This window comes from Bdellovibrio sp. HAGR004 (assembly GCF_055397015.1).
In genome coordinates, this window is sequence record NZ_AP029176.1 from 4,012,245 (window position 1) to 4,035,923 (window position 23,679).

Genomic DNA, 23,679 nt, shown 5'->3' on the forward strand with positions numbered 1-23,679 from the left:
TAATTCTGACCTTTGTTTTTCGAAGATTCGATCCTCGGCCTTGATTGCCGGGACGCTTAAATCTTTTAAAAACTACCAAGCGCCTCAAGTCTTTTCATCCAGTCTCTTTGAGTGAGGCCTCTTGTGTGGGACAACTTTGTAAGAGGATGCGCTAATTCACTTATCTTATTGATAATTTCTTTTGATTTTTTTGAGTTAAAAATATCCCAGTAAATATCTTTTTTCCCATTAAAAACTAGGGCCGCATCTGGATCTTCTTGCTTGCCCAAATAAGCTGCGATCTCTAAGTAGTCAAAATCTCTTTCCTGAAGCAATTCTTTGATTTCTTCGGCCTCGGCATCACTAATATTCAGTAATGGCCGCATACGATTTAAAAACTCCACTCGATCGGCAAGCTCCCATACGGTGCGCTGTGTTGTTTCAAGTTCAAAGTTCATTGATAAAATCTCCCTAAAATTTTTACTAATGGAGGCTTCCAAGGATGGACTGCTCTGATCTCATCATTGATTCCATAGGTCTGCAAGACGTTGTACTGCAGTCTTTCAAAACTGACAAATCAACTCTAACATGTGAATTATGGGTGCAGCAAAAAAAAGATACTTGTGTTTGTGAGAGCTGTGGATTTTCTTTAAAAAATGTCAAAGACTACAGAATACGCAAACTAAAAGCTCCCCCTCTGGGGGCTTATAAAGAAGTGATAGTTCACTATCGTAGATTACGCGCTGTTTGCGACATGTGTTCAGGGCAACTTCGAATGTCTCCTATGAAGGGAGTTCACCCTCAATTCTCAAACATGACTTTGGCTATGGCTGAGGTTGCTGGTCTTCTCATGGAAGAGCTTACCTGCGAAGCTACAAGTCGCTATTTCCGCACGAATTCCAAAACCATGTGGGATCTGGATCAGTGGAGAATGAGGCACATGAAGAAATTCTACAAACTCCCTGATGATCTCAACGTCAGTCACATGAGTGCCGACGAAGTACACTTTAGAACTATAGTAAATACTCAAAGGAATAGCCCCTTTTCTGAGCGCTGGACCACTCAATATATAACCAGCCTTGTCTGCTCTAAGCTCTCAAAAGTCATTGCAACAGCTGGCGGACGAGATGCTATGGCTCTAGCAAATTGCCTCAAGACTTTATCTAAGAAAACTCGGGACCAAATTATATATTTTGCCTTAGATATGAATGCTGGATATTTCAGAGCTGTTTCCAAGCTATGTCCTAATGCAGAGATTGCTGTGGATAGATTTCATTTAGTTCAGAACCTTAATGAAACATTTAATACTCTCCGCAAAGACGAGTTTAGACTGGCAAAAAAAAGAAATGACAGCTTTCAAGCCGGGATGCTCGAAGGGGGGCGCAGATTTATCCTCATGGAACGCAATCCCAACTTGTCCATCGAAGAACAAAACCTTCTTGGGAAATTAAAAATGCTCAATACAAACATCAATGCGGGAATGTTGATCGTTGATTATTTCCATAAAGTTCTGGATGAAAAAACACTTCCAAACTTCCGAAAATCTCTGGCGCAATGGTACTACTTGGTTCGAGAATCAGGTATCAAAGTGTTCAAACAATTTGCTCAGAAGATTCGAAAATACAGGCTTAATATTCAGGCATATATTAAATCTAACCTGACCACTGCCATCTCAGAGGGCATCAATAATAAAATCAAAGTTCTAAAGAGAATGGGGTATGGATACAGCAACCAAGAATCTTTTGAACTCAAAATATTGCAACGCTGTGGGCTTCTTAACTCGTCTCATATTGATACGACTGGATGGCATTGGCATATCCCCCACCCCCAGTAAAAACGGAGAGGCTTTTCAATCAGGGGCCGTTTCTGGGCGGTCCCTGAAAACTGTCTGAACACCCTTCCTCTGCACCTCCTCGATTCCTTCTGACTTAACCGCCTGAAATCTCATGTCGAAACACCTTGGCACCTTTGCTGCATTAGGGGTCCTCAGCAAATAAAGCCTAAAACCCAAAAGGAGTTTCCATGAAAAAGTCCCTGATTATCGCATTGTTGTTGTCTGCCACAGTTGCCCAGGCCACAGAGATCTCTCAAGTTTACTCTGCTTCAGTCACTTCCACTGTTGACTCCATCCTTGCAATCCCGTTGATGACAACAGGTGGTGTGGTGGCGACGTCCGCTTCGATCTCTGGTGAGACATTGAAGCTGGTCCTGGAAGCAAAAGAAGATGCAGCAACAATGATCGCCTCTGACGGTGCTATCCGCGGTGTTTCTTTGCAAAAAGCTCTTGAAGCCATTCGCGCTGAAAATCCAAAACTTCAGGCCTCTGATCTTGAGATCGCTGAAGGCATCTTGAAAATGTAATTTTTAATTTTGATTTGTTACCTCCTCTCTTTTCAAGAAAGGGCTGCCCGTCTGGGGTGGCCCTTTTTTATTTCACTTTGCAGTGTCTCAGAATGAGTCAGTTTTGCTGATGACAACCAAGGCCCTATGTTATGAGATTTAGACACTTTTATGCCATCAACACGAAATTAGGGGGCCTAGAACCTGGTCCGATTGTCGCAATGAAAAGCTCTGTTGAATCTTTAGAAAAACCAGAGTCATTTTGCCAACGAGAGGCTTATGAAGAAAACAGGTTTTATAATCGCCGCCTTACTGACCATGTCTTGTCACGCTCAAGCATTTCAGTACGTGCTGAGCAAAGGACCCTCGGACAAAGCGTTCCGCAAGAACGCCCAGATTCTTCTGCAACAGGCAGAAGACCTGCTGCCTGCTTCAATCAAGATGGCCTTCAAAAAGCCCGTCGAGGTCCGCTTTGAGAGTCTTAAGGAACATGGCGATCATGCCTTGGGTAAATTAGCCTGGGGATCGATCCGGATTGATCTGAAGGCCGTGCCCGAAATCCTGCGCGGGGAAAAGAATGCCACCCCGACGAATCGCACCCACCAGACTTTCTATCGAGAGATTCTTGCCACCGTTATTCACGAAACCATTCACGCCTATGACCGCCTGAATGTCCACGACGCCCAAGAAGCCCGCATGATCGAGCAGTGCAAAGAAGAAAAGGAGCGTGATCACGCTCAGCGCACCAGTCCGGAATGTCGTGCTTACGAAAACATGTACCGCAGCTATTCGCAAAACCCCTACTTCACCATGATCGCAGGATTCGTCGACAGCGATGAGTCCTGGATGAAACATCGCAGTCCGGATATCTATGAGCTGACCAGTGCCTATGAATCTTTTCCCGTGAATATGGAATACTTCCTGATGGACCCCGACTATGCCTGTCGTCGCCCATCCCTGTATCATCTGTTCCGCACAAAGTTCAATCACACACCTTTCCCGAACAGCCGATGCCAGGTGCCCTTGAACTACGTCATCCCGGATTTCAAAGGGAAAAACAGTCCACTACGCACCATTGATCCCAGCCGCATTTATCAAATTCACTATCTGCTGGCCGGAGAGGGCGAAGCCATGATGAGTGGTTGGGGTCACTCCATGTTCCGCATCGTCATGTGCTCCCCGGAAAGAAAAGTCGTAGGCCCGGAGTGCCTGAAAGATCTCAACGATCATATCGTTCTTTCTTATCGCGCGTTCGTAAACAGCATCCAGATCAACACGCTCAAAGGACTGACGGGCGACTATCCATCCCGGTTATTCCTGGTGCCCATGAATCAGGTGATCGAGGAATACACAAAAACAGAGTTGCGGGATCTTAACAGCGTTCCGCTCAATCTGACTCGTGATGAAATTCGTCAGTTTATTATTCGCACGATTGAAACCCACTGGTCGTATGACGGAAAGTACTACTTCACGTCGAATAACTGCGCTGTGGAATCCTTGAACCTGATGAAAGGTTCCATCTTCCGTCCTGGTCTGATGGAGGTCAGCATCAAGACCCCGATGGGTCTGCAAAAAGAATTGCTGAGACTGAAAATCGCCGACAACCGCATGCTCTCCAACCGCGTTCAGGCCATCAACAATGGCTATCTGTTTGATTCCTACAAGGATCGCTATGAAATGAGCTTTAATGTTCTACGTCAGTCTTTGAGGCTGGGGCACAAGGACTTCCAGGAGTTCCTGAAGCTACCTGCGGCTCAGCGCGCACAGATTTATGCTCGCATCAGCTCATTGGAAGGCAAGACCCGCACAAAATCCGCTGCCGCGATCGTTCTGCTTGAAAACGGTGCTCATCGCTTCTTAAAGGCGGATATCAAGGCGCAATTGACTGCACAGGTGATGGCGGAAGAAAAGAAGGCCGCCAAAAAAGGGATTACCACAAGACAGAAAGAAATCGTGACCGCGCTGACTGAAATCAGTGACATGTTCTCGCAACCGGCGGCCTTCCTGAAAGGGGCCTCTGGATATGGACTTCCCACCGAGCAGGACTGGGAGCAGATCCAGAGCGTTTCCTCCAGCAAGCAGTCTCAAGGTTCAGATATCTACAGTGAAGTGGAAAAGAATGTGGAAAGCCTGATCAACTCGGTTCAAATGAAAGAGATCGAAGCCATCAATGCCAACGTGCAGTTTGCACTGAAGTTCATGCGCTCTCTTTAAGATGTTCACGGATTGAACACCCTGGAAAATTTTATTTTGAATTCAATGAGAACCCATTTAGCTAACGAGATGTGATAAAACCTCCAAATGGAATACGCCAAAACGCTTCTGAAATTATGTGTTCTTTTCTCGGCCCTGACTGCAAGAGCCGAGACACACTCGTTCAGCAACCCTTCAGAAGGTTATGCCCGCGGTGTAATGGTGGCGGTGGACACCCGTGACCACAAAGCCTGCCAAACCACCAAAGAATACGTCAGTCTTCTGGTGCCGTTTCTAAAAGAAGATATTTGCGCGTCCGATGGTGAAAATCACCTCAGCGTTATCGTCATGACTTTCGACACGACGGAGTGGGACTTCCAGGCCGAGGTTGACCTTTCCCGCAAAGCACCCCGCTCAGTCCGTGACACCAATGTCGGCTTCGTCCGCGGTGGACGGGCCGGTCTTTTGTTCCTTCTTCCGGCGGCAAGGGAAAGTGATCATTACACTCGTGTGGCTCTGAAGCGCGGGCAATTGAGTGTGGCGCATGTTCGTTTGGCCGACCTGTCCATGCTCAGAGACATGGGCTTTTCAAACATGTCTGTTCCCTTCCTGCTGATGCGCAGAGATGCCAGCATTGATGAAAATGACCGTGAAGCGACCGAACGTTTGGTTCGCCGTGTTCGTATCTCGCGAGCCCATTCGGCTTCCGCTCAAAAAGATGAATCCGATGCTTTGTCGTCCCTGAATATTCTGGATAACCTGAACATGGTGCCTTCTTCGGATAGTCAAAACCGCTTCGAAATGGACCTTTTCATTCCAAAAGATGAATGCACCGCCGGCAAGTCCACAGGGCGCTGTGAAAAAGACGGCGTCTGGTGGTTGCCATCCGGAATCGGTTTTAGTTTTAAAATTATCTTCTAAAGAGCGTAATTTTCAGGCCATCGAATATCTCAGATCGAATATAGAGTAGAATGTGACCCCTGGCGGCAATTTCCCATTGACAGTGGCCGATCCGGGGCCGTATTTAAGGGCCTCCCAGGAGTGCTAACATGAAGAAATTATTGGTCTTTGCCTTACTGGCCAGCAGCACGGCTTTTGCCGGAAGAGTCGATGAGATCCAGATCATGACTACTGAAGATGTCGAGTTCACTTTGAGTCTTTGGAATACACCGGGCCGCACTTACGAGATCACCTATCAAAACTTCACAAAGCCCAGCGAAGGTCACGATCTGGCCGTGGAAACAAAATTGATTGTCAGTGATGCCGATCAAGGAAACCAAGAGTGGACATGTGTCACTCAATTCGCTAAAACTCCTAAGTTCTTCGAAATTACTAAAACAGTTTGTCATTAAAACAAGGAGACACCATGTCTATCGAACAAACATTCTCTATCATTAAACCAAATGCCATGAAGAAAAACGCTATCGGCGATATCGTGAGCATGTTTGAAGCGAACGGTTTGAAAATCGCTGCTGCGAAAATCACTGTTCTTTCTAAAGCTAAAGCAGAAGAGTTCTACGCTGAACACAGCGCACGTCCTTTCTTCGGCGAGCTTGTTTCTTTCATGACTTCCGGCCCGGTTATGTTGATGTGCCTTCAAGGTGAAAACGCAGTTTTGAAAAACCGCGAAATCATGGGTGCAACTGATCCTAAAAAAGCCAACCCAGGCACAGTTCGCGCTAAGTTCGGTGACAACGTTGGTGAAAACGCAGTTCACGGTTCTGACTCTGTTGAGTCCGCGGCTCGCGAATTGGCTTTGTTCTTCGAAAAACACGAAATCTGCAACGTTTAATCGTTCACAGATTCCATATTTGAAATTGCGGTTTATCTAATGTCTGCAAAATCAAACCAAAGGGGAGCGAAAGCTCCCCTTCTCGGTTCCAAGATCAAATTGAAAATTGAAAAGCTTGCCATGGGTGGTGCTGGAGTCGCTCGACACGAGGGCATGGTCGTCTTCGTTCCTCAAGCAGCGCCCAATGAAGAGGTTCTGGCTGAAGTCACTTTGGCCAAAAAGAACTTTATGGAAGCCCGTATTGTGGAAGTCCTGACCCCGGGCCCTTCCCGCCGCGAACCACCTTGTCCCGTGGCACACACCTGCGGCGGTTGCAACTGGCAGCATCTCCACGAGGATGAACAGCGCCGGCAGAAGGAAGCCATCGTTTTTGAGACTTTAAAAAAGTTCAACCGCGAACTGGAATTCAATTATCTGCCCCTTCAGCCAAGTCCGCGTGTTTTGCGCTATCGCAATCGCATTCAGCCCAAGTTCAAAAACAACCGCTTTGGTTTTTTTGCGCGCAACTCGCACCAGATCGTGGAAACCATGGATTGCCTGATCACCGAAGAGACCTTGACCAGTCGCTTTGCCGAGGTCAAGAACTGGGCCGCCGCCAAAAACGCGAAGGATCTTCTGCGTCTGGAGATGTACATTGCCGAAGATGGCGAGGTTCGCTATGGCCTGATCACGGACGAGGACGACGGCATTGGTTTTTCTCAGGTGAATCGTTTTCAGAACGAGGATCTGCTACGCACGGCTTTGGACTGGGCTGGGGATCATGCCTATAAAAAAGTGTTCGACCTCTATGCGGGTGCCGGGAACTTCACCTTCCCATTGGCACAAAAATACGCTGACGCCGAGATTATCGGTGTGGAGCTTAATCCCAAGCTGGTGGAAAGAGCCCGCTCCAGAATTCAAGACAAGCGCATGACCTATTTCATGTCCGACGTGGAAACCTACATGCGCCGGGCTGCCATCGGCAAAGAGGACCTGGTCCTGCTCGATCCTCCCCGGGCCGGAGCCAGTGAATATACGATGCAGACTCTTGCGGCAGCACAGCCCCGAAAAATTATCTACATCAGTTGTCATCCGGTGTCCCTGGCGCGTGATCTTAACTGGTTCTTTGCGCATGCGCAGAAGCTGGGGCTTTCCTATAAGCTTGACCGAGTGCAGGCCTTTGAGATGTTCCCGCAGACGGATCACGTCGAAACTATTGCGGAACTCAGGGTTGACTCTTAAGCCTTGAGTGATACCTTTTTAACATGCGTAAATGGATTCTCGCTCTATGTGCTCTTTCACTGCTCGGTTGCGCCAGCAGCAGATCACAGGATAAACAAAAGGCTGAACTTCATCTCCGTTTAGGGGCTGCCCACATCGAAAGTGGCAACTATCCTTTCGCCCTGCAGGAGCTTCTGAAGGCCGAAGAACTTGATCCCCAAAATCCGGCCATTCAGAACAACCTGGGACAGGTCTACTTCTATCGCGAACGCTATGATCTGGCAGAAAAGCATCTGCGCGAAGCCCTGAGAATGGAGCCGCGCTATTCCGATGCGCGAAACAATCTGGGGCGCGTTCTGATCGAAGCCGGAAAATATGCGGACGCGGAAAAAGAGATTCGTGCGGTTATCAACGATCTGACCTATGGAAGCCCCGAGAAGGCGTACATCAATCTGGGGTTGTTGAAGTTCAATCAAAAAGAGTTCAAAGCCTCCCGCGATGCGTTCTCCAAGGTCCTGCAAACACAGACCGATGATTGTGTTGCCAATACTTACTACGGGCGCACTTTGTTTGAAGAGAAGGACTATGGTCGTGCTGCTGAGGCGCTGGATCGCGCGATCGGCTTCTGTCAGAAAAGTTTGTATGACGAACCTCATTACTACAGCGCTCTGGCGTACTATCGCCTGGGGGACAAATCCAAGTCCATCGCGCGCTTTGAGGAATTGATAAAATATTATCCCACCGGTACATATCGCGATAAGGCCAAGGGAATGCTCAGCTTGATTCGAAAGGGACACTAATGAAAAAAACCGGCGAACTTCTAAAGAAAGCCCGCGAGGAAAAAGGCCTCTCTCTTCACGAAATCGGTCTTTCTTTGAAAATCAGCAGTAAAGTTTTAAAGGCCATCGAAGAGGGTGACGACCGCCAACTTCCAGCCAAGACCTTCCTGCGCGGCTTTGTTCAGAGTTATGCAAACTTCCTGCACCTGGATACTGATAAAGTGCTGGAGGTTTTCTACGAGGAAATGGGTTCCACCAAGCCGAAACCTTACATCCGACCGACTGAAGACGCCAAAGGAGCCCCAACAGCTGTTTCCGAAACTGCCACGGCTGAATCTGAAACGCGAGAATCCGCCCCTGCTGTCGAAGCCACGGTCACTCCTATTCGCAGAGCGACACCTCCCCCGGAAACCAGCTCTTCTCACGGCATGCAGTCTTTGCGTGAAAACAAAAACACCAAGACCTACATCATTATCGGTCTGGGCATTGTCCTGGTGGGTCTGATCATCTTTACCAAAAAGATGATCGACAAGTATTCCAAAGAAGCTGAAGTTCCAAGCTCTGAAGTTGCACAAACAATGGAAGGTGCCACTCCCGTGGTGGTCGAAAATCCCGTTGAAGGCACTTTGACTCAGGTCGAACCGACTGCCGCACCAAGTCCGCTGTCCAATCTGACGGCAGCACCGCAGGCGACTATTCCGGCGTCCGTACCAACCCCAACACCGTCGGCGACACCGGCTGTGACGACCCCAGCGAAACCAAGTCCCACTCCAACACCGACCCCGACGGTAACACCGTCTCCAACTCCGGTAGCGTCACCCACGCCCACACCGACACCAACTCCGACTCCGACTCCGAAACCGGAAGCTGGCAAACCTGTGGAGTTGATTGTGGAAGCTTTGGATTCAGTTGAAATTGAATACTCCGCACCCAACGGCAAACCTCAGAAGATCCGCCTATCCGCTGAACAGGTTCACACGTTCAAAAGCAAAAGCGGCCTGAAGATCAATTTCTCCAACGGTGGCGCCGTGAATCTGATCCTGAATGGAAAAGAAATCGGCATCCCCGGAGACCTGGGTAAACCCATTAAGTTGAGTTACTAAGCCTTGAAAGAACTTCTGCGTATCTGGTGGATCAGTCTTGCCGTGAAACTTGTTTTGTCAGCATTGATTCCACTCAGTGCTGACGAAGCTTATTACTGGGTATGGTCTCAAAGGCCACAACTCAGCTATTTCGATCACCCGCCTCTGGTCTCATGGCTGTTCTACTTGGGGCACTTTCTAGAGCCCTTCCTGCACGCTGTGCGCTGGCCGGCGGTCCTTTTTGGTCATCTCCTGATTGGCATTTGGATTGTGCTCTTAAAGGACAAGCTGCCTTGGGATAAGATCAAAATCTGGGTCTACCTGGTTTTATTCTCTCCTTTGTTGGGATTCGGTTCTTTGATTGTGACTCCGGATCTGCCGGTGATGACCTTCTGGTCACTGGCTTTGCTTTTGACAGTTCACTCTCTTGAAAAGAAAAACCTGGGCAGTTATTTGGGACTGGGGATTGCGCTGGGACTGGGCTTTTGCGCGAAATACCATATTGTCCTTTTCGTTCCCTGCCTGCTTGCTTATCTGACCTTTGAAAAACGCTGGAAAGAGGTCCGCCCGTCCGGTGTCCTTCTGACCATTGTGACGGGCTTGCTGTTCTCGTCACCCGTCATTGTTTGGAATGCGCTCAACGGTTTTGCTTCGTTTGAATTTCAAATCAAACACGGTCTGGAGAAAACCTCTTACAACCCGGAGTGGACACTTTCTTATATTCTGGGGCAGATCTTAATCTTGTTCCCATTGGTGTTCTGGGCTGCTCTGCGTGCCAAAGTTCCCAAAGACTTGCGCTGGCTTCATTACTTCGGATGGGGGCCCTTGATCTTCTTTTTCCTGACCTCCTTCCGCGCGCTGGTTGAGGCCAACTGGCCGATCATCGCCTATCCTGCGGTTTTGGCGGCAGCCCTGTTTCATCCAAAAATTCAAAAATGGACTCGCGCCTATATGGTCTTCTGGGGACTTATTGTCGTCCTGGTGGTCTCAACGCTGTTCACACCCTCTTTAAGAAAGTTAAGTGACAAAGTTGAAGAACCTTACGTCTTTCAAGAGCTCAGCTCTCTGGCCCGGGATTACAGCCCCCTTTATGCCAGCAGTTATCAGATGGCGTCCTCTTTGTGGTACTTCAGCAAGATTCCTGTGTTCAAGCTCAAAGACATCAGCCGTTTTGACTTCTTTGACACACTTCCGGAAGCACAGCCACAAGGAAAGGTCTTTTATTTGGTGAAGCGCAAGACAAATGGTTTACCTGCGTGGATTTCCGAACAACAATGGCAGATGAAAGAGATCAAAACGATCTCTCCTGACTTTGTCGTGTTGGAATTCACAAGGCCATGAAAGTAATTGCGACCCTCTCTTTTCTGCTAGTGACCTTTTGCCTGTACGGATTTTATTTGAATCAGTACGAGTTTGCCGTTGTCCCTCAACAAATCAGCTCCGAGCATTCCCGCAACCTGTACGATTATAAGGGTGTGATGAATGCTCACACCGATTTGTCCAGTGGTTCCGCTCCGGCCAGTTTCGTGATCACTTCGGCCAAGCTGGCAAATCTGGATTTTCTTTTCTTCACTGACTACAACATTTTTAATGTGCCCACGACATTCGAATCCTATCACGGGAATCTGCTGGTGTTTAATGCCGGGAAGTACAGCTATCTGGATTCACGGTTGATTTACTATTCTTTGAATCAGGAAAGCATCGGAACCAATCTTGGCGATGCACAGGTCAAATTGTCGGATCTGCTGTCACAAAAGACAGGGGCCAGCAAAGACACCCTGACTATCCTTGCCCATCCTTACAAAGCCGGTTTTTCCTGGTCCGGTGAAATTCCCTCGGGCCTGGATGGATTCGAGCTGGTGAATCTGAAAAGTTTGATCAATCGTGCCTGGGAAGAATCCAAAATTTCCACGATCTGGAGTTTGATGATTTATCCCTTCAACCCTCGCCTGGCCTTTGTGCGCCTTTACACCGAGCCCACGGATGAAATTGCCTTGCTGGATAAGCTCAGTCAGCAGCGCAAGATTGTCGTATATGGCGGAACAGAAGCCTCGGCACGCGTGATTCCTTTGGCGAACTACTTCATTCGCTTCCCAAGCTACAAAAGATCTTTTGAATTTATGAGCAACCACGTGGTTCTGAAGTCAGAGCTGACGGGCAGCTTCAATAGTGACCGCTTGAAAATCTTCAACGCTTTAAAAAATGGAAACTTCTATATTGCACTGGACACGCTGGGGGATCCAAAGGGGTTTTCTGCCACCATCGAGGAAGAAAACAAGTCCCACATGATGGGTTCTGAAGTGACCCTTTCCAAAAACATGACTTTGAAGGTGTCCCTGCCGTCCAAACCCCAGGAATTTTTTGAGATCATGATTATCAAAGATGGCGAGGTTCAGGCGCGAGTGAATGAGCCTGAAACCGTTTACGAGATCAAATCCCCGGGTACTTATCGGGTTCAAGTTCGTGTCAGCCCGATGTTGCCTATCCCGGATGCTAAAAAATGGATCACTTGGATTTACACTAATCCGTTTTTTGTAAGGCCTTAATCGTCTGCCAGAGGAACTTCCATCACCAGACCGTCGACAGGTTCGATCTGACAAGCCAGCCGCTCTGATGCCTGAAAGGCCCTGTCCTGGGCCATCTCCGCCTCGATATCGTTTCTGGGGCCTAATTTTTCCAGACCTTGAGTGACAAAAACACGACAGGTTCCGCAGGTTCCATAGCCGCCACAGGTGTGATTTAAGGCAACCTTCGCACGCAGGGCCACGTCCAAGACAGAATGATCTTTTTGACTCACTGGGACATCCCTGTGTCCGGGCAAAAAGCTTATAAATTTTCCAGACTTAGATGACACAGGTAGGAACTCCTTCATCGGGCCACTCTTTAGTTGAAACACCCCTCCCCATTTTGTATCAATGTTTTCATGAGATTCATAGCTTTTGACTTAGAGACCACAGGAACCGTTCCCGGTGTAGATCAAATCGTAGAAATTGGTGCCGTTCGCTTTATCGACGGTCAGCCTGAAGCGATCTTCGCCACACTTATCGATCCTCTTCGCCCGATCCCGCCGGGCGCCTCTGCAGTGAACGGTATTTCTGATGACATGGTTAAAGGCAAACCACTGATCGACACCATTTTGCCATCTTTCGCAGAATTCTGCGGCGACGATATCTTGGTGGCTCACAATGCGCCGTTTGACTCTCAATTCCTGATTGCGGACATCAAAAAGCACGAAACTGCAGCTCCCAAAGGGGTCATCCTGGACAGCTTGCCAATCGCAAGAAAAGTCTTCCCAGGTCTTCCCAACTACAAACTGGGTACCTTGGTTCAACACTTAAAGATCCCAACCTCCAACTTCCACAGAGCGGAAGAGGATGCGACTTATCTGGGTCACATGTTCTCTCAGATGATGAAAAGAATTTCTATCGGTGGTCAGGCTCCGCAGATTGCAAACCTGATTGCGCTAACGGGAAAACCCGAACTGCGCTTCCCGCAGATCGTACGCCAACCAAAACAAATGGACTTCTTCGGAGGTCTGTAAAAAGAAAAAAGCCCCTGCAAAGGGGCTTTGGCTTTTTTTTATATCTCACGCGCTCTGTGTGCCAGTGGATAACGGCGACCACGGCCGAAGGAATGTCCTGACACCTTCAACACCGGAGGCGCCTGCCAGCGCTTGAATTCCGTTCGCATCAAGATCGGCAGAAGCCACTTGTCAGTGGCTGATTTCGCCACCCCTGATTTTTCCACCAGATAGACAACAGACTTATCCAGCTCGTCGTACTCAGGCAAAGAATCCTGATCTTTTTGATTTGGACGAAGCTCCGCCGACGGCGCGCGATCGATAATTTCCTGGGGAATCACTTCACCCTGTTGGTTGTAGTATCTTGCCAGTTGGTACACCTGCGCTTTAGTCAAATCCCCAATCGGCGCCAACCCACCGCACATATCCCCGTACAAAGTGGAATAGCCAGAGGCATATTCACTTTTGTTACTGGTCGTCAGCAACATGCTGTTTTCTTTGTTGGCCCAAGCCATCAACGTCATTCCACGCAGACGTGCCTGCAAGTTTTCATTCACCACGCTGAACCCTTGAAGATTCAAACCTTCAGTCAATCCTTTCACAGCCGAATCATACATCGCCGTGATATCAACTGTTCTAAAATCTATGCCCAGATTCTTGGCCAGATCTTTTGCCAAAGTCAGGCTTTCCGGCGCATTGAACGGTCCCGGCAGTCCCATGCCCGTCACCTGAGCCGGCCCCAGGGCATCCACGGCCAAGGCCGCCACAACCGCCGAATCAATCCCGCCACTAAGACCCAAATGCACTTTCTTCAGACCCGTCTTTTCGCAGAAATCACGGATACCCAACACCAGAGCCTGGCGAAGTTCCTCCACCGGCTGAAGCTTGGCGGTTTTATGCCACACTTCCATCGTGTTGATATCAATCACGTTAATATCTTCTGTGAACTGCTGACAGGTCAGTAGCTTTTTGCCTTTCTTATCCAGCACAAAGCTTGCGCCATCAAAGATGATTTCATCCTGAGCCCCCACCAGATTCACATACATGATCGGCGCATTGAAATACGCCGCCGTCTTCTGGGTGACGTATTCCCGCTGCTTCATTTTGCCCACGAAGTAAGGCGAGGCACTCAGATTGATCACCATATCAATTTTCTGCTTCTTTACCTTCGCCAGAGGATTTTCTCTGTAAGGCGAATGGCCCTTGGCATCCGGCCAAGCCCAGATGTCTTCACAGATGGTCAGGAAGAACTTCTTCCCTTTCCATTTGAAATAATTTTTCGAAAAGTCACCGGGCTCGATAAAGCGCGCTTCATCAAAAACATCGCCCGTTGGCAAAAGCTGCTTATGAAAGAACTGCGGCTTTTTACCCTTGGCAATCAAAGCGGCACTGTTGAAATAGGGACGGCCTTTTTTCTGCGGGTTCTTGGTGATCAAACCCATGATCACGCCAATATCCTTAGGCAGTTTCTTGATAAGGTCTTTGAATTCCGCCTCCTGCTTAGCCACCAGTTGCGAACGCTCCAAAAGGTCAAACGGGTGATAACCAAACAGGGTGCACTCAGGGAACACCACAAGATCACACTTGCGTTGAACAGCCTGGTTGACGAAATCGAGGATTTTTACTTTGTTGAGCTGAAAGTCAGCTAGGACCGGATTGATTTGGGCGACTGCGATTCTCATTCAATCGTTATACGCCCAGAAAAGCCATCTTGGTAGCCATGCCAGTGATTAATTTCAACTTCTGGATACTTCCAACAATAGTAGCCTTCCCCATTGTCAAAATCAGCCATCCAAAGACCCTTGGGCTCAGCTCCCAGTTTTTCGATCTTGATCTGCCAGCGGTCAATAATGGCGTTGATATCGCTTTCAATAACGGCCACGGAAGGGTGGGATTTGTCAGAAAAAGCTTCAATACGGTTCAGGTGAAGTTTCACCTCACGTGCGGATTCTTCCGTCATACGATAGATGATAGGGAGCAGTCGGCGCGCCTCTTCCAAGCTGAACGTTTTACTGCGATTGATCTCAATCACATTTTCCAATGAATCCCCCATCAATGAACTGATGAACGGTGTATCCTTTAAACACTGGAGGGTTTCAAGAAATTAACGCCATGACAGATAACTTAAGAATTTCTATGAAGAATTTCTAAACGCAACGCAGACTATTTTTCAAAGCTCTTCGACATCTGAAGTGCCTGACCACCAATGAGCAGAACCAGAGCAATGATAATGGCCGTGATGAAGAGGATCCTTATAAAATTTCCAATGGTGAAGGGCTCTTCCTCTTTCTCGAAGGTCTGAACCACCGGTGGCTTCACAGCCAGCTTTTTAACCGGAGGTTTGATGCTTTCACCCGTGACTATCGTCGCACGGCCCTCGCCGTTGGCCGCTTTTTCAAGCCGCTTGCGCTCCATTTCGGTCATTCCGGAAATAGCCACCGAACGCTTTTTCACTCCGGAACCACTATAAGTACCTCCATTGCTGCCTCGGAAGAAGCTGCCACTACCTCCGCCATCCAACGCAATCTCGACCACCCGGCCCTGGGCCGCTCCGCCTGCTTCCACACCGCTGGACGGGCGTCGATTGCGGTTCATGAAACGACTGCCACCGCGGGAGGCCGACCCGGCATAGGTGGACCCCGAAGATGAACCTCCGCCGCCGCCCGAGCCACTTTCACCGCCGTTGGAATTCTTGGAATTTCCGTCGCCTTTGCCAGAGGAACTGCCACTTCCCGCCCCGTCGCGCGGAGGCCGCCCTGCCGCCAAGGTTCCCGGCTGAAAACGGGCATTACACCCTTCATCAGCAACGGTGGTGTCCTCGCTGCCGATCGCAGGAAGCTCTCCCATTTCCAACAAACATTGAACGTATTTTCCCATGTAGTTGTCCAAAAAAGCCTGCATGGGTTTAAGAATCTGAGATGTAAGACCAATAACAATAGCCACAGTGATCACGAGTATCAGAGTGTACTCGATCACGGCCTGACCCCGATTATTGGGTAGTCCAGATGTAAATTGAGATTTCTTCACTCGCAAGAGCATTTAGGTCATAATACAACATATGCCCAATGGACTGAATTTCAATCGACTTACATTTACCGTGTTCTTGGCTTTTGTCTCATTATGGGTCACCACGCCCTCTCGGAGTTTTGCAGCCGAACCGACCAAGGACGAGTTCTCTCTTTTTGAAGAAGAGCTAAAAGAAAAATCCGCATCACCTCCGACCAGGCCTACGGCTCCGACGGTAAACTCCCCGAAAGTCGATAAACCACAAGTAGCCGCCCCCGCAGCTCCTGAAAAATCCACGGTGGAATCCCCCAAAGTGGCAGCACCGACAACACCAACGGAGCCGGTCGCAGCCACCCCCGCGACATCAGCACCGACAGGAGAAACTGCGGATCAGAAAATTGAAAGACTGAAAGCCGAGATCCGCAAAAGCCCCAAAAATGCCGGCCTGATTGTGGATCTATCTGATGAGCTTTACAAAAAAGAGGAGTACGAAAAAGTCACTCTGCTGCTCTGGAAACATATTGATAAACTGGATCGCCGTGGTCTTTTACTGCTGGCCAAAACGCATGAAAAGCGCAAAGAACCCGGTGAAATGATCCGGGCCCTGAATGTGTTGATCGGAAAAGACGAAAAGGACTACGAAGCGCACAGTCTAATGGGCAACGCCTACGTCCTGCAAAAGAAGACCCGCGACGCGATGGAAAGCTACAAGCGCGCCATCGAGCTCAACCCCAAGTACGAACCTGCCTATGATGGACTGGTCGGTTTGTATGAAAATCGTGATGTGCCAAATCTGTATGAGCTGCGTATTCTGTTCCAGGACATGGTTCAAAGCATCGGGCCACGTCCCCAGTACCTGCGCAAACTGTGCGAGATCAACACCATGGACGGCACCTATGAACCGGCCGTTCAGTCCTGCAAAGAAGCCATCCAGAAGGACCCTAAAACCGCTGATGCCTATGTCTACCTGGGCATCGCCTATAAAGAGCTGGGACAAGACGACACGGCTGCCAAAACGCTGAAGAAGGCCTCTGCCGACTTCCCCCGCTCTGAGCTGGCACAGTTCAACTATGGACGTCTGCTGGAGGATCAGAAGAACTATATCGAAGCCATGAAGGTCTATAAAGCCGGGACCGAAGCCAACGCCAAGGCGGCCCGTTCGTGGCTGGGACTGGCCACCACGTCCTTCGAGCTTCGCAAATATGACATTTCACTTTTGGCTTATAAGAACGCCTGCAAGTATGACAAAAAAAATGCCGTGGCCTTTAGAAGAGCCACGACAGTTTTAAGAAATGCCAAGAATAGTAAATGGACGGACCAGTTTGAGGTCGCCTCTGACAACTGTACTTTCTAGTTTTCAGTGACGATTTCACCGATGAGGTCGTATTCCATGTTGTCGGTGATATGCACTTTTACCATATCACCCACCTGAGCCTGACCATCATTGATCAAAACCACACCATCGATGTCCGGCGCCTGACCCCAGAAACGGCCCTGCAAAAGCAGGTCTGTTTCTTCGGAGAAACCTTCCACGATCACGTCCAAAGTTTTACCCACAAAGTCGCTGTGCTTTTCGCGGGAAATGTTCTGCTGAACTTCCATCAAAGCATCGTGACGATATTGTTTTGTTTCTTCGTCGATCTGGTTTTCCATACGACCGCCCGGAGTGTTTTCTTCAGGCGAGTACTTGAAGCAACCCACACGGTCGAACTGCTGTTCAGCCACAAAGCTCAACAGCTCTTCGAACTGCTCTTGAGTTTCACCCGGGAAGCCCACGATGAATTGCGTGCGAATCACCGCTTCAGGAATGTGTTCGCGGATGTTCATCAAGGCCGTTTCGATTTCGTCACGGGTCATTTTGCGGTTCATGCTTTTTAGAACGGCATCATTGACGTGCTGAAGTGGCATATCAAAGTACTTAACGATCTTTTTGCTGTTCTTGATAACCTGAACCATCTCTTGAGTGATTCCATCTGGATACAAGTACATCAGACGAATCCATTGCAAGCCTTCAACCTGATCCAGAGCCTTCAAAAGCTCCACAGGACTTTCTTTGCGAGTTGGATCCTTGCGACGGATATCAAAACCATAATCAGTGAAGTCGTGACTGATGATGATCAGTTCCTTCACGCCACCAGCAACCAGCAGTCTTGCTTCTGCAACGATGGCGTCGATAGAGCGGGATTGAAGGTTTCCACGAATCAAAGGAATCGCGCAGAACGCACAACGCTTCATGCAGCCTTCAGAAATCTTCAAATAAGCACGATGCCCCGGCTGAGAGTTCACGCGCGGAGTTTCTTCCTGCTGCAGGTAAGTTGGCAGATTGAAGAAAGTCTTTTGTTTGTCGCCGCCATCAGAGTTCTTCAGAATCTTGGCGATGTTCTGGAATTCGCCGGATCCGACAAACAAATCGGCCTCTGGCAAACCTTCCACCAGTTCGTCTTTATAGCGCTGGGTTAAGCAACCCGCGACAACGACTTTTTTGATCTTTCCTTCTTGCTTCAGGTCGCTCATGTCCAGAATGCGCTGGATGGATTCTTTTTTCGAATCCTCGATGAAACCACAGGTGTTTACGATAACAGTGTCGGCGCTTTCCGCCTCGCCCACGACCTCATAGCCATCTTTCATCAAAGTGCCGGCCATGATTTCGCTGTCCACAAGATTTTTCGGGCACCCCAGAGAGATGAAGTGAACTTTTTTATTTTGAGTGGTCTCTTGTTTCATAGGTCCGTTACCTGTGCGTCTTTTGGCGGTTGATATTTGAACAGTTTTTTATTTTCTTTTTTTAGAAATTCGATTTTGCTGAAGTTCATCGTTGTCTTGTTACCGATGTCATCCAGATAAGAAACCGACTTCAGGGTGTTGTCTTTGGCGTTTACCACCAGCTTCATCGACTTCACCGTCAGGTCCTCGCCCCGCACGGGTTCGACATCAAGGTGAATCTGACTTCCGTCTTTCTTCTCGCTGACAACCTTGAAGGTTTTGGCCAGATCCTGCCCCAATAGCGAAGAGATCAGGATATGTGAGCGGGTCTTCTTGTCCACCTTGCCCTTGGCCACCTGAACCGGGCCACCGAATTCTTTCGGCGGTGTCTGCACGCTCCAGATCGTAGAGCCGTCAAACACCAACAGTGTTTGTTCTGGTGTTGTGTTTTCCCAGCGGAACTTGCCGCTAGCCAGATAGATTTTGCCTTCGTACTTGGTTTCTTTGCCAAGCAGTTCGGACGTCACAACCTTTTCCACACTCATTTCCACAAGTTTGGAGGCGCGATATTTTTTACCGACTTTTTGAAGGGTTCCATTACTTGCAGTCGCGGCAATCGACACCCAAGAGAAAAGGACAGTGAATAGCAGAGCTAAAGAGTTTCTAAGCATCCGGATTTTATAGCAGATCCGTGGACGCTCCGCAAGAGAGGCTCCTCTCTGCCAAGACCCAAACCTCAAAGTGAGGAGGCCTTCCAAGCGCCAGCTCCGCCGCACGCGCTGTAGCGCCTGTTGTGACGATATCATCGACGAAAATCCAAAGGACCTCTGACCAGTCCTCAGGCATGACTGTATTTTTTTCAATCAGCTCCATCTCAATCAAGGCCCGGTCACCCCGGGTGCTTCCCCTTTGAGACTTCTGTGAAACCTTTCTCAGACAAGGGCAGAAATCCGCCCCGCACTGCTCAGCCAGAGCCTGGGCAAAGAGAAAGGCATGGTCGCGCCCACCCGTCTTGGACGGCGCGGGTACCAGACGCAAACGCCGGCCCGTCGGAAGTGTTGGGATGTATTTCTGCGCGAAGGCGGCAGCATAGAAGTTCCACGCCCGCTGAGATCCCGCCCCTTTCAGACTTAAGATCAAGCCGGACAACAGATCACTTTCTCCCGGCGTCCAGCGAAACAGAGATTTCCAACGCCTGGTGGTCTGAATTCCCTCCCGAACACCATAGGTCAGAAGAGCTTGTTGGCAAGGATCACAAAGCAGCCCCGGCAGTGCCTGTAATGATCCGCAATGCAGACAGACAGCAACCCGGGATCTCATTAATTCCATCAGATTTCTCATGCTTATGCGTCACTGCAAATTCTTTGACAGCCCATTTCCTCAAGCCTAGAAACATAGCAAGTGAGGGGAATATGAAATCGCTTTTCATTTTGTTGGTGGCTCTGACGGCTTCCGCAACATCTCTGGCAGGTCTTTCACCTGTTCGGCATTCCGATGAAACCTATGAGGCGGCCAGTAAACGCAGTCGCCGGAATCACGCTTACGACGCTTCTCAGGACTTCCTGGGGCGTACGACACCCGAAAAAGCCAAAAGACCATTGGCTGAACTGAATCTTCAGGACATTCCGGATGTCGGCTCTTACGCGGATTTGGAGCGTGAGTTCAAGTATGTTCGTGACACGCGCTTTATCACCGACGTCACCCCCTTTGCTCGTCGCCTGACCTGGATGTATCCGGATGATGGCTGTTACGCCCGCGCGGAGATGGCCTCCATTGCTTTGGTGGAGCACAACTTCCCCGCTCCGAAGAAGATCTTCGTGTTCGGCAGTCTGAAAGCACTGACGAAAAATTCCCCATATGGCTCCGTTCAGTGGTGGTACCACGTGGCTGTGACCTATCGTGTGGGTGCCGAGGCGTATGTGTTTGATCCATCCATTGAGCCGACAAGACCTTTGACTCTGAAAGAGTGGAACAAGTCCGTTGGTGGCGAGGGTGCTTACGTGAAGTACGCGATCTGCTCGAATAAAGCTTATGACCCGGGCTCGGACTGCATGGCCTCTCGTGGTTTGCCGGTGGAGGAAGCTCTCAGTGAACAGAGGGGCTTCTTAAGCCCGGAATGGTCCCGTCTGCTGGAGCTGCACAGAAATCCAGAAAAGGAACTTGGCAACGAGCCACCTTGGCAGAACTAGATCTTAGATATTGTGATACGGAATTTTTTTGATAATCGTAAAGGCCCGGTAGATTTGCTCTAAGCTCATCGCCTGGGCCATCAGATGATTCATCACCATCGGCGACAGCGCCACCTTCAGGTCCGCTCTTTTGCGAACTTCTTCATTCACCCCGAAAGCTCCGCCAATAATAAAAATTGCGCGCTTCTTTGAGCTTCCCAGAATGTTTTCCACTTTTTTTGAAAATTGAATCGAATCAAGGACCGAGCCGCGCTCGTCAAAGAGCACGACATAGTCATCGCTGTTGATATTCTTAAGAATTAATTCGGATTCTTCGTTGCGTTTGAAGTCCGCATCTTCGCGTGCGGACTTCTTGGCTTTCAAGGACTGAATATCAAAGGGAACAAAGAAGGAAATCTTCTTCTTGTACAACTCGCTGACCTCGTCTGCCCAGGCTTCCTTGGCCGTGGCGAGATTGTACAGAATGAACTTCATCTATTGAGCACCCTTGCCGACGTATGGATCCTTCAGACCCATGTCTTTGCCTTCTCTCCACAGGTTTTCCAGATTATATTCCTGGCGAACGAAATCGTAGAATACGTGGATGATCAATGAACCGTAGTCCACCAGCACCCAACGACCCTCATCCACACCTTCGATGCTTTGTGGATGAACATTGTATTCCTCTTTCACCGCCGTCACGATGTTTTCTGCCATCGCAGCCGCGTGACGAGTGGAGGTACCAGAAGCAATCAGTGTGTATTCACTCGGAGCTGACATCTGAGTCAGGTCAAAGGCACGGACGTTGATACCTTTTTTGGCAAACAGAACATCAGCGCAGAACGCAGTGAACTTCTGGTAGTCACCGATACGATCGCCCAGGTTTCTGTATAGCTTGTGTTCCTTGATGTAGGATTCAACCGCCAATGGCAGATACTTTTCCACAGGCTTTCCGGAGCGAAGCCATTTGCGAACTTCGCTGGAGGAAACTTCCACATCACGCAAAGTGATGAACTGAATATTGCGGCCTGTGTTGAGCTCGATAAAGTTGAAGTCAAATTCCGCCACCAATGGCTTCAGGAATCCTGGCATTTCTTCCAGAGATTCAGGAATGTCATAACCCGGACGAGTTGTGACAATCAAATTCGCTTCGGTCAGAATCTTTTGATAGTCCTTCCACTGCGCCAGTTCTTCGAACTTATCCGCACCAACCACCAAGTAAAGATCATTGGCATCGTACTGTTTGCGCAGATTCAAGACTGTATCGATCGTGTAGCTCATGCCACCACGAGTGATTTCCTGATCGTCTACAAAATAAGTGTCACCGTATTGAGAGAACGCCAGACGCGTCAGCTCTACACGTTGTTCTGGAGTAGGTCCTTCCACCGGAGTTTTCAGAGGATTCTGAGCGGCCGGAACGATATGAACTTTACCCAAGCCCGCTTTTTTAGCCACTGTTTGAATGGCGTTGATATGACCCATGTGCGGAGGATTGAAACTGCCCCCGAAAATACCTATTTTCATTACTGTTCCTCTTTATTATCTTCCAAAATCTGACGAGCCAGTTCCTGTACGAACTCTTTAATATTTTTTCCAGTCACTGCAGAAATCGCATAAGGCTCAGAACCTGACGCCTCTTTGAACTTCTTCTTCAACTTCGCCAGTTCATTTTCACTCAAGGTGTCGATTTTGTTCAGAACAACAAACTGTGGACGCGTGGAAAGAGGGAAGAAACCCTCTTTGTCCTTGTTGTTTTCATCATACATCTTAAGTTCATTGTTAATATCCGCATAATCCTCAAGAGGATCACGTCCCGACATCCCTGAAGCATCAATCAAATGGATGAACAAACGCGTGCGTTCAATATGTTTCAAAAACTGAATGCCAAGACCCACGCCGGCGTGGGCGCCCTTCACCAGACCCGGGATATCCGCAACCACAAACGTGGAATAGTCCCCCGCTTTAACCACACCCAAATTGGGCGTCAGTGTTGTAAAAGGATAATCTGCAATCTTTGGCTTCGCCGCCGAGATACGAGAGATCAAAGTGGATTTACCAGCGTTCGGGAAGCCCACAATTCCAACGTCAGCAATCAGCTTCAGTTCAAGTTTAACCTCGACCTCTTCGCCGTCTTCGCCTGGCTGTGCATAATCAGGCGCCTGATTGACACTGGTTTTGAAGAACTCGTTTCCTTTTCCGCCACGACCACCTTTAAGCAGAACATGCTCATCGATGTCGGTCATATCGACGATGATTTCACCGTCCATATTGCGGAAGATCGTCCCCTTAGGAACGATCATAACCAGATCTTCTCCGTCGTGACCCGCTTTCTGACGGCCCATTCCCATGTGACCGTTTTGAGCTGCATATCTTTTGTTGGAACGAATATCGACCAAAGAGTTGATGTGACGAGATGTGCGAATAATAACATCGCCGCCCTTGCCACCATCACCACCATCCGGACCGCCACGAGGCAAACCGGATTCACGGCGAAAACTGACACACCCCGGACCGCCACGGCCCGAAGCTAAGGTAATTCTAACTTCATCGATGAATTTCATAAGTGACCGTTTATACAACAAAAAAGGAGCCATGGAATGGCTCCTCTTCGCATTTTGAAAAAATGTATCGGTACTATCTTACTACTGATTAAACAGCTTTAGGATATACGCTAATTTTGAAACGCTCTTTAGAGAAACGCTCAAACTTAACAAGACCTTCGATTACAGAATAAATCGTGTAGTCGCGACCCATTTTTACGTTGTTACCAAGATGGAATTTAGTTCCACGCTGACGAACGATGATAGTTCCTGGAAGAACTTTCTCGCCACCGAATCTTTTTACGCCCAGTCGTTTACTCTGTGAATCACGACCGTTCTTTGTACTACCACCGGCCTTCTTACTTGCCATGACGAAC

The 23,679-nt window shown here is 48.9% G+C and carries 26 protein-coding genes; 14 read left to right on the forward strand and 12 right to left on the reverse strand.

What is annotated here, in order from left to right; translation table 11 throughout:
* Positions 1–65: 65 nt before the first annotated feature.
* Positions 66–437, reverse strand: a complete 372-nt coding sequence (locus tag ACZ5ZV_RS19930) for a hypothetical protein (RefSeq protein ID WP_464117095.1) — start codon at positions 435–437, stop codon at positions 66–68.
* A 44-nt stretch (positions 438–481) separates the two neighbouring features.
* On the opposite strand from ACZ5ZV_RS19930, the gene ACZ5ZV_RS19935 reads away from it, so the two are divergent.
* From ACZ5ZV_RS19935 to ACZ5ZV_RS19985, 11 genes are all read left to right on the forward strand, one after another.
* Positions 482–1,813: an ISL3 family transposase gene (locus tag ACZ5ZV_RS19935; protein WP_464117094.1), complete on the forward strand. Its 1,332-nt coding sequence runs from the start codon at positions 482–484 to the stop codon at positions 1,811–1,813.
* Between the two features lie 188 nt (positions 1,814–2,001).
* On the forward strand, positions 2,002–2,340 hold the full coding sequence (locus ACZ5ZV_RS19940; protein ID WP_464118999.1) for a DUF2388 domain-containing protein: 339 nt from the start codon (positions 2,002–2,004) through the stop codon (positions 2,338–2,340).
* A gap of 258 nt (positions 2,341–2,598) precedes the next feature.
* Positions 2,599–4,533, forward strand: a complete 1,935-nt coding sequence (locus ACZ5ZV_RS19945) for a DUF7844 domain-containing protein (protein WP_464119001.1) — start codon at positions 2,599–2,601, stop codon at positions 4,531–4,533.
* An 87-nt stretch (positions 4,534–4,620) separates the two neighbouring features.
* A complete protein-coding gene (locus tag ACZ5ZV_RS19950; protein ID WP_464119003.1) occupies positions 4,621–5,433 on the forward strand; it encodes a hypothetical protein in 813 nt (270 codons plus the stop codon).
* A 128-nt stretch (positions 5,434–5,561) separates the two neighbouring features.
* A complete protein-coding gene (locus ACZ5ZV_RS19955; protein ID WP_464119005.1) occupies positions 5,562–5,864 on the forward strand; it encodes a hypothetical protein in 303 nt (100 codons plus the stop codon).
* Between the two features lie 14 nt (positions 5,865–5,878).
* A complete protein-coding gene (gene ndk / locus ACZ5ZV_RS19960) occupies positions 5,879–6,304 on the forward strand; it encodes a nucleoside-diphosphate kinase (protein WP_464119007.1) in 426 nt (141 codons plus the stop codon).
* A 39-nt stretch (positions 6,305–6,343) separates the two neighbouring features.
* Positions 6,344–7,525, forward strand: coding sequence for a class I SAM-dependent RNA methyltransferase (locus tag ACZ5ZV_RS19965; protein ID WP_464119009.1), 1,182 nt, complete (start codon positions 6,344–6,346; stop codon positions 7,523–7,525).
* Positions 7,526–7,548: 23 nt separating this feature from the next.
* Entirely contained in the window at positions 7,549–8,304 is a 756-nt protein-coding gene (locus tag ACZ5ZV_RS19970; protein WP_464119011.1) for a tetratricopeptide repeat protein, read from the forward strand.
* A complete protein-coding gene (locus ACZ5ZV_RS19975; RefSeq protein WP_464119013.1) occupies positions 8,304–9,386 on the forward strand; it encodes a helix-turn-helix domain-containing protein in 1,083 nt (360 codons plus the stop codon). The genes ACZ5ZV_RS19970 and ACZ5ZV_RS19975 overlap by 1 nt, the downstream gene beginning before the upstream one ends.
* Before the next feature lie 3 nt (positions 9,387–9,389).
* Positions 9,390–10,706 (forward strand): ArnT family glycosyltransferase, encoded by a 1,317-nt coding sequence (locus tag ACZ5ZV_RS19980; protein ID WP_464119014.1) that lies wholly within the window; start codon positions 9,390–9,392, stop codon positions 10,704–10,706.
* Positions 10,707–10,762: 56 nt separating this feature from the next.
* Positions 10,763–11,911: a hypothetical protein gene (locus ACZ5ZV_RS19985; protein WP_464119016.1), complete on the forward strand. Its 1,149-nt coding sequence runs from the start codon at positions 10,763–10,765 to the stop codon at positions 11,909–11,911.
* Here ACZ5ZV_RS19985 and ACZ5ZV_RS19990 read toward each other — a convergent pair.
* Positions 11,908–12,162 carry a 2Fe-2S iron-sulfur cluster-binding protein gene (locus ACZ5ZV_RS19990; RefSeq protein ID WP_464119018.1) on the reverse strand — a complete coding sequence of 85 codons (255 nt, stop codon included), beginning with the start codon at positions 12,160–12,162 and terminating at the stop codon, positions 11,908–11,910. The genes ACZ5ZV_RS19985 and ACZ5ZV_RS19990 overlap by 4 nt on opposite strands.
* 126 nt (positions 12,163–12,288) lie before the next feature.
* Between ACZ5ZV_RS19990 and ACZ5ZV_RS19995 the strand changes: the two genes are divergently transcribed.
* The gene (locus ACZ5ZV_RS19995) at positions 12,289–12,906 is read left to right on the forward strand and encodes a 3'-5' exonuclease (RefSeq protein WP_464119020.1); all 618 of its coding nucleotides are present in this window, start codon (positions 12,289–12,291) and stop codon (positions 12,904–12,906) included.
* A gap of 38 nt (positions 12,907–12,944) precedes the next feature.
* On the opposite strand, the gene ACZ5ZV_RS20000 is transcribed toward ACZ5ZV_RS19995, so the two are convergent.
* The 3 genes from ACZ5ZV_RS20000 to ACZ5ZV_RS20010 all read right to left on the reverse strand — a co-directional run bounded on the left by ACZ5ZV_RS20000 (position 12,945) and on the right by ACZ5ZV_RS20010 (position 15,861).
* A complete protein-coding gene (locus tag ACZ5ZV_RS20000) occupies positions 12,945–14,567 on the reverse strand; it encodes an NAD+ synthase (RefSeq protein ID WP_464119021.1) in 1,623 nt (540 codons plus the stop codon).
* Entirely contained in the window at positions 14,564–14,917 is a 354-nt protein-coding gene (locus tag ACZ5ZV_RS20005; RefSeq protein ID WP_464121436.1) for a DUF2203 domain-containing protein, read from the reverse strand. Before ACZ5ZV_RS20005 ends, ACZ5ZV_RS20000 begins: the two co-directional genes overlap by 4 nt.
* Positions 14,918–15,048: 131 nt before the next feature.
* Positions 15,049–15,861 (reverse strand): hypothetical protein, encoded by an 813-nt coding sequence (locus ACZ5ZV_RS20010; RefSeq protein ID WP_464119022.1) that lies wholly within the window; start codon positions 15,859–15,861, stop codon positions 15,049–15,051.
* 82 nt (positions 15,862–15,943) lie between these two features.
* Between ACZ5ZV_RS20010 and ACZ5ZV_RS20015 the strand changes: the two genes are divergently transcribed.
* Positions 15,944–17,245 (forward strand): tetratricopeptide repeat protein, encoded by a 1,302-nt coding sequence (locus ACZ5ZV_RS20015; protein WP_464119024.1) that lies wholly within the window; start codon positions 15,944–15,946, stop codon positions 17,243–17,245.
* Here the strand turns inward: ACZ5ZV_RS20015 and rimO are convergent.
* The 3 genes from rimO to ACZ5ZV_RS20030 are packed head-to-tail and all read right to left on the reverse strand — an operon-like array spanning position 17,242 to position 19,923.
* On the reverse strand, positions 17,242–18,615 hold the full coding sequence (rimO, locus tag ACZ5ZV_RS20020; RefSeq protein WP_464119026.1) for a 30S ribosomal protein S12 methylthiotransferase RimO: 1,374 nt from the start codon (positions 18,613–18,615) through the stop codon (positions 17,242–17,244). The genes ACZ5ZV_RS20015 and rimO overlap by 4 nt on opposite strands.
* Positions 18,612–19,265, reverse strand: a complete 654-nt coding sequence (locus tag ACZ5ZV_RS20025) for a LolA family protein (RefSeq protein ID WP_464119028.1) — start codon at positions 19,263–19,265, stop codon at positions 18,612–18,614. The genes rimO and ACZ5ZV_RS20025 overlap by 4 nt, the downstream gene beginning before the upstream one ends.
* Before the next feature lie 7 nt (positions 19,266–19,272).
* Positions 19,273–19,923: a ComF family protein gene (locus ACZ5ZV_RS20030; RefSeq protein WP_464119030.1), complete on the reverse strand. Its 651-nt coding sequence runs from the start codon at positions 19,921–19,923 to the stop codon at positions 19,273–19,275.
* 83 nt (positions 19,924–20,006) lie between these two features.
* On the opposite strand from ACZ5ZV_RS20030, the gene ACZ5ZV_RS20035 reads away from it, so the two are divergent.
* On the forward strand, positions 20,007–20,783 hold the full coding sequence (locus ACZ5ZV_RS20035) for a protein-glutamine glutaminase family protein (protein WP_464119031.1): 777 nt from the start codon (positions 20,007–20,009) through the stop codon (positions 20,781–20,783).
* A gap of 3 nt (positions 20,784–20,786) precedes the next feature.
* On the opposite strand, the gene ACZ5ZV_RS20040 is transcribed toward ACZ5ZV_RS20035, so the two are convergent.
* The 4 genes from ACZ5ZV_RS20040 to rpmA form a co-directional block, all read right to left on the reverse strand.
* Complete coding sequence (locus tag ACZ5ZV_RS20040; RefSeq protein ID WP_464119032.1) at positions 20,787–21,257, reverse strand: 23S rRNA (pseudouridine(1915)-N(3))-methyltransferase RlmH; 471 nt, start codon at positions 21,255–21,257, stop codon at positions 20,787–20,789.
* The gene (gene nadD, locus ACZ5ZV_RS20045) at positions 21,258–22,286 is read right to left on the reverse strand and encodes a nicotinate (nicotinamide) nucleotide adenylyltransferase (protein WP_464119034.1); all 1,029 of its coding nucleotides are present in this window, start codon (positions 22,284–22,286) and stop codon (positions 21,258–21,260) included. It abuts the gene before it with no gap.
* Positions 22,286–23,323 carry a GTPase ObgE gene (obgE, locus tag ACZ5ZV_RS20050; RefSeq protein WP_464119035.1) on the reverse strand — a complete coding sequence of 346 codons (1,038 nt, stop codon included), beginning with the start codon at positions 23,321–23,323 and terminating at the stop codon, positions 22,286–22,288. The genes nadD and obgE overlap by 1 nt, the downstream gene beginning before the upstream one ends.
* Before the next feature lie 88 nt (positions 23,324–23,411).
* Positions 23,412–23,672 (reverse strand): 50S ribosomal protein L27, encoded by a 261-nt coding sequence (gene rpmA / locus ACZ5ZV_RS20055; RefSeq protein ID WP_063205653.1) that lies wholly within the window; start codon positions 23,670–23,672, stop codon positions 23,412–23,414.
* Positions 23,673–23,679: the final 7 nt, after the last annotated feature.

What these genes read in the sequence shown, in the direction of transcription:
- ACZ5ZV_RS19955 (WP_464119005.1), top strand. Translation starts at nt 5,562, where the DNA reads ATGAAGAAATTATTGGTCTTTGCCTTACTGGCCAGCAGCACGGCTTTT.
- ACZ5ZV_RS19965 (WP_464119009.1), top strand. Translation starts at nt 6,344, where the DNA reads ATGTCTGCAAAATCAAACCAAAGGGGAGCGAAAGCTCCCCTTCTCGGT.
- ACZ5ZV_RS19995 (WP_464119020.1), top strand. Translation starts at nt 12,289, where the DNA reads ATGAGATTCATAGCTTTTGACTTAGAGACCACAGGAACCGTTCCCGGT.
- ACZ5ZV_RS19975 (WP_464119013.1), top strand. Translation starts at nt 8,304, where the DNA reads ATGAAAAAAACCGGCGAACTTCTAAAGAAAGCCCGCGAGGAAAAAGGC.
- ACZ5ZV_RS19950 (WP_464119003.1), top strand. Translation starts at nt 4,621, where the DNA reads ATGGAATACGCCAAAACGCTTCTGAAATTATGTGTTCTTTTCTCGGCC.
- ACZ5ZV_RS20040 (WP_464119032.1), bottom strand. Translation starts at nt 21,257, where the DNA reads ATGAAGTTCATTCTGTACAATCTCGCCACGGCCAAGGAAGCCTGGGCA.
- ACZ5ZV_RS19935 (WP_464117094.1), top strand. Translation starts at nt 482, where the DNA reads ATGGACTGCTCTGATCTCATCATTGATTCCATAGGTCTGCAAGACGTT.
- ACZ5ZV_RS19970 (WP_464119011.1), top strand. Translation starts at nt 7,549, where the DNA reads ATGCGTAAATGGATTCTCGCTCTATGTGCTCTTTCACTGCTCGGTTGC.
- ACZ5ZV_RS20000 (WP_464119021.1), bottom strand. Translation starts at nt 14,567, where the DNA reads ATGAGAATCGCAGTCGCCCAAATCAATCCGGTCCTAGCTGACTTTCAG.
- rpmA (WP_063205653.1), bottom strand. Translation starts at nt 23,672, where the DNA reads ATGGCAAGTAAGAAGGCCGGTGGTAGTACAAAGAACGGTCGTGATTCA.
- ACZ5ZV_RS19930 (WP_464117095.1), bottom strand. Translation starts at nt 437, where the DNA reads ATGAACTTTGAACTTGAAACAACACAGCGCACCGTATGGGAGCTTGCC.
- nadD (WP_464119034.1), bottom strand. Translation starts at nt 22,286, where the DNA reads ATGAAAATAGGTATTTTCGGGGGCAGTTTCAATCCTCCGCACATGGGT.
- ACZ5ZV_RS19945 (WP_464119001.1), top strand. Translation starts at nt 2,599, where the DNA reads ATGAAGAAAACAGGTTTTATAATCGCCGCCTTACTGACCATGTCTTGT.
- ACZ5ZV_RS20015 (WP_464119024.1), top strand. Translation starts at nt 15,944, where the DNA reads ATGCCCAATGGACTGAATTTCAATCGACTTACATTTACCGTGTTCTTG.
- ACZ5ZV_RS20035 (WP_464119031.1), top strand. Translation starts at nt 20,007, where the DNA reads ATGAAATCGCTTTTCATTTTGTTGGTGGCTCTGACGGCTTCCGCAACA.
- ACZ5ZV_RS20025 (WP_464119028.1), bottom strand. Translation starts at nt 19,265, where the DNA reads ATGCTTAGAAACTCTTTAGCTCTGCTATTCACTGTCCTTTTCTCTTGG.
- ACZ5ZV_RS20030 (WP_464119030.1), bottom strand. Translation starts at nt 19,923, where the DNA reads ATGGAATTAATGAGATCCCGGGTTGCTGTCTGTCTGCATTGCGGATCA.
- obgE (WP_464119035.1), bottom strand. Translation starts at nt 23,323, where the DNA reads ATGAAATTCATCGATGAAGTTAGAATTACCTTAGCTTCGGGCCGTGGC.
- ndk (WP_464119007.1), top strand. Translation starts at nt 5,879, where the DNA reads ATGTCTATCGAACAAACATTCTCTATCATTAAACCAAATGCCATGAAG.
- rimO (WP_464119026.1), bottom strand. Translation starts at nt 18,615, where the DNA reads ATGAAACAAGAGACCACTCAAAATAAAAAAGTTCACTTCATCTCTCTG.
- ACZ5ZV_RS19940 (WP_464118999.1), top strand. Translation starts at nt 2,002, where the DNA reads ATGAAAAAGTCCCTGATTATCGCATTGTTGTTGTCTGCCACAGTTGCC.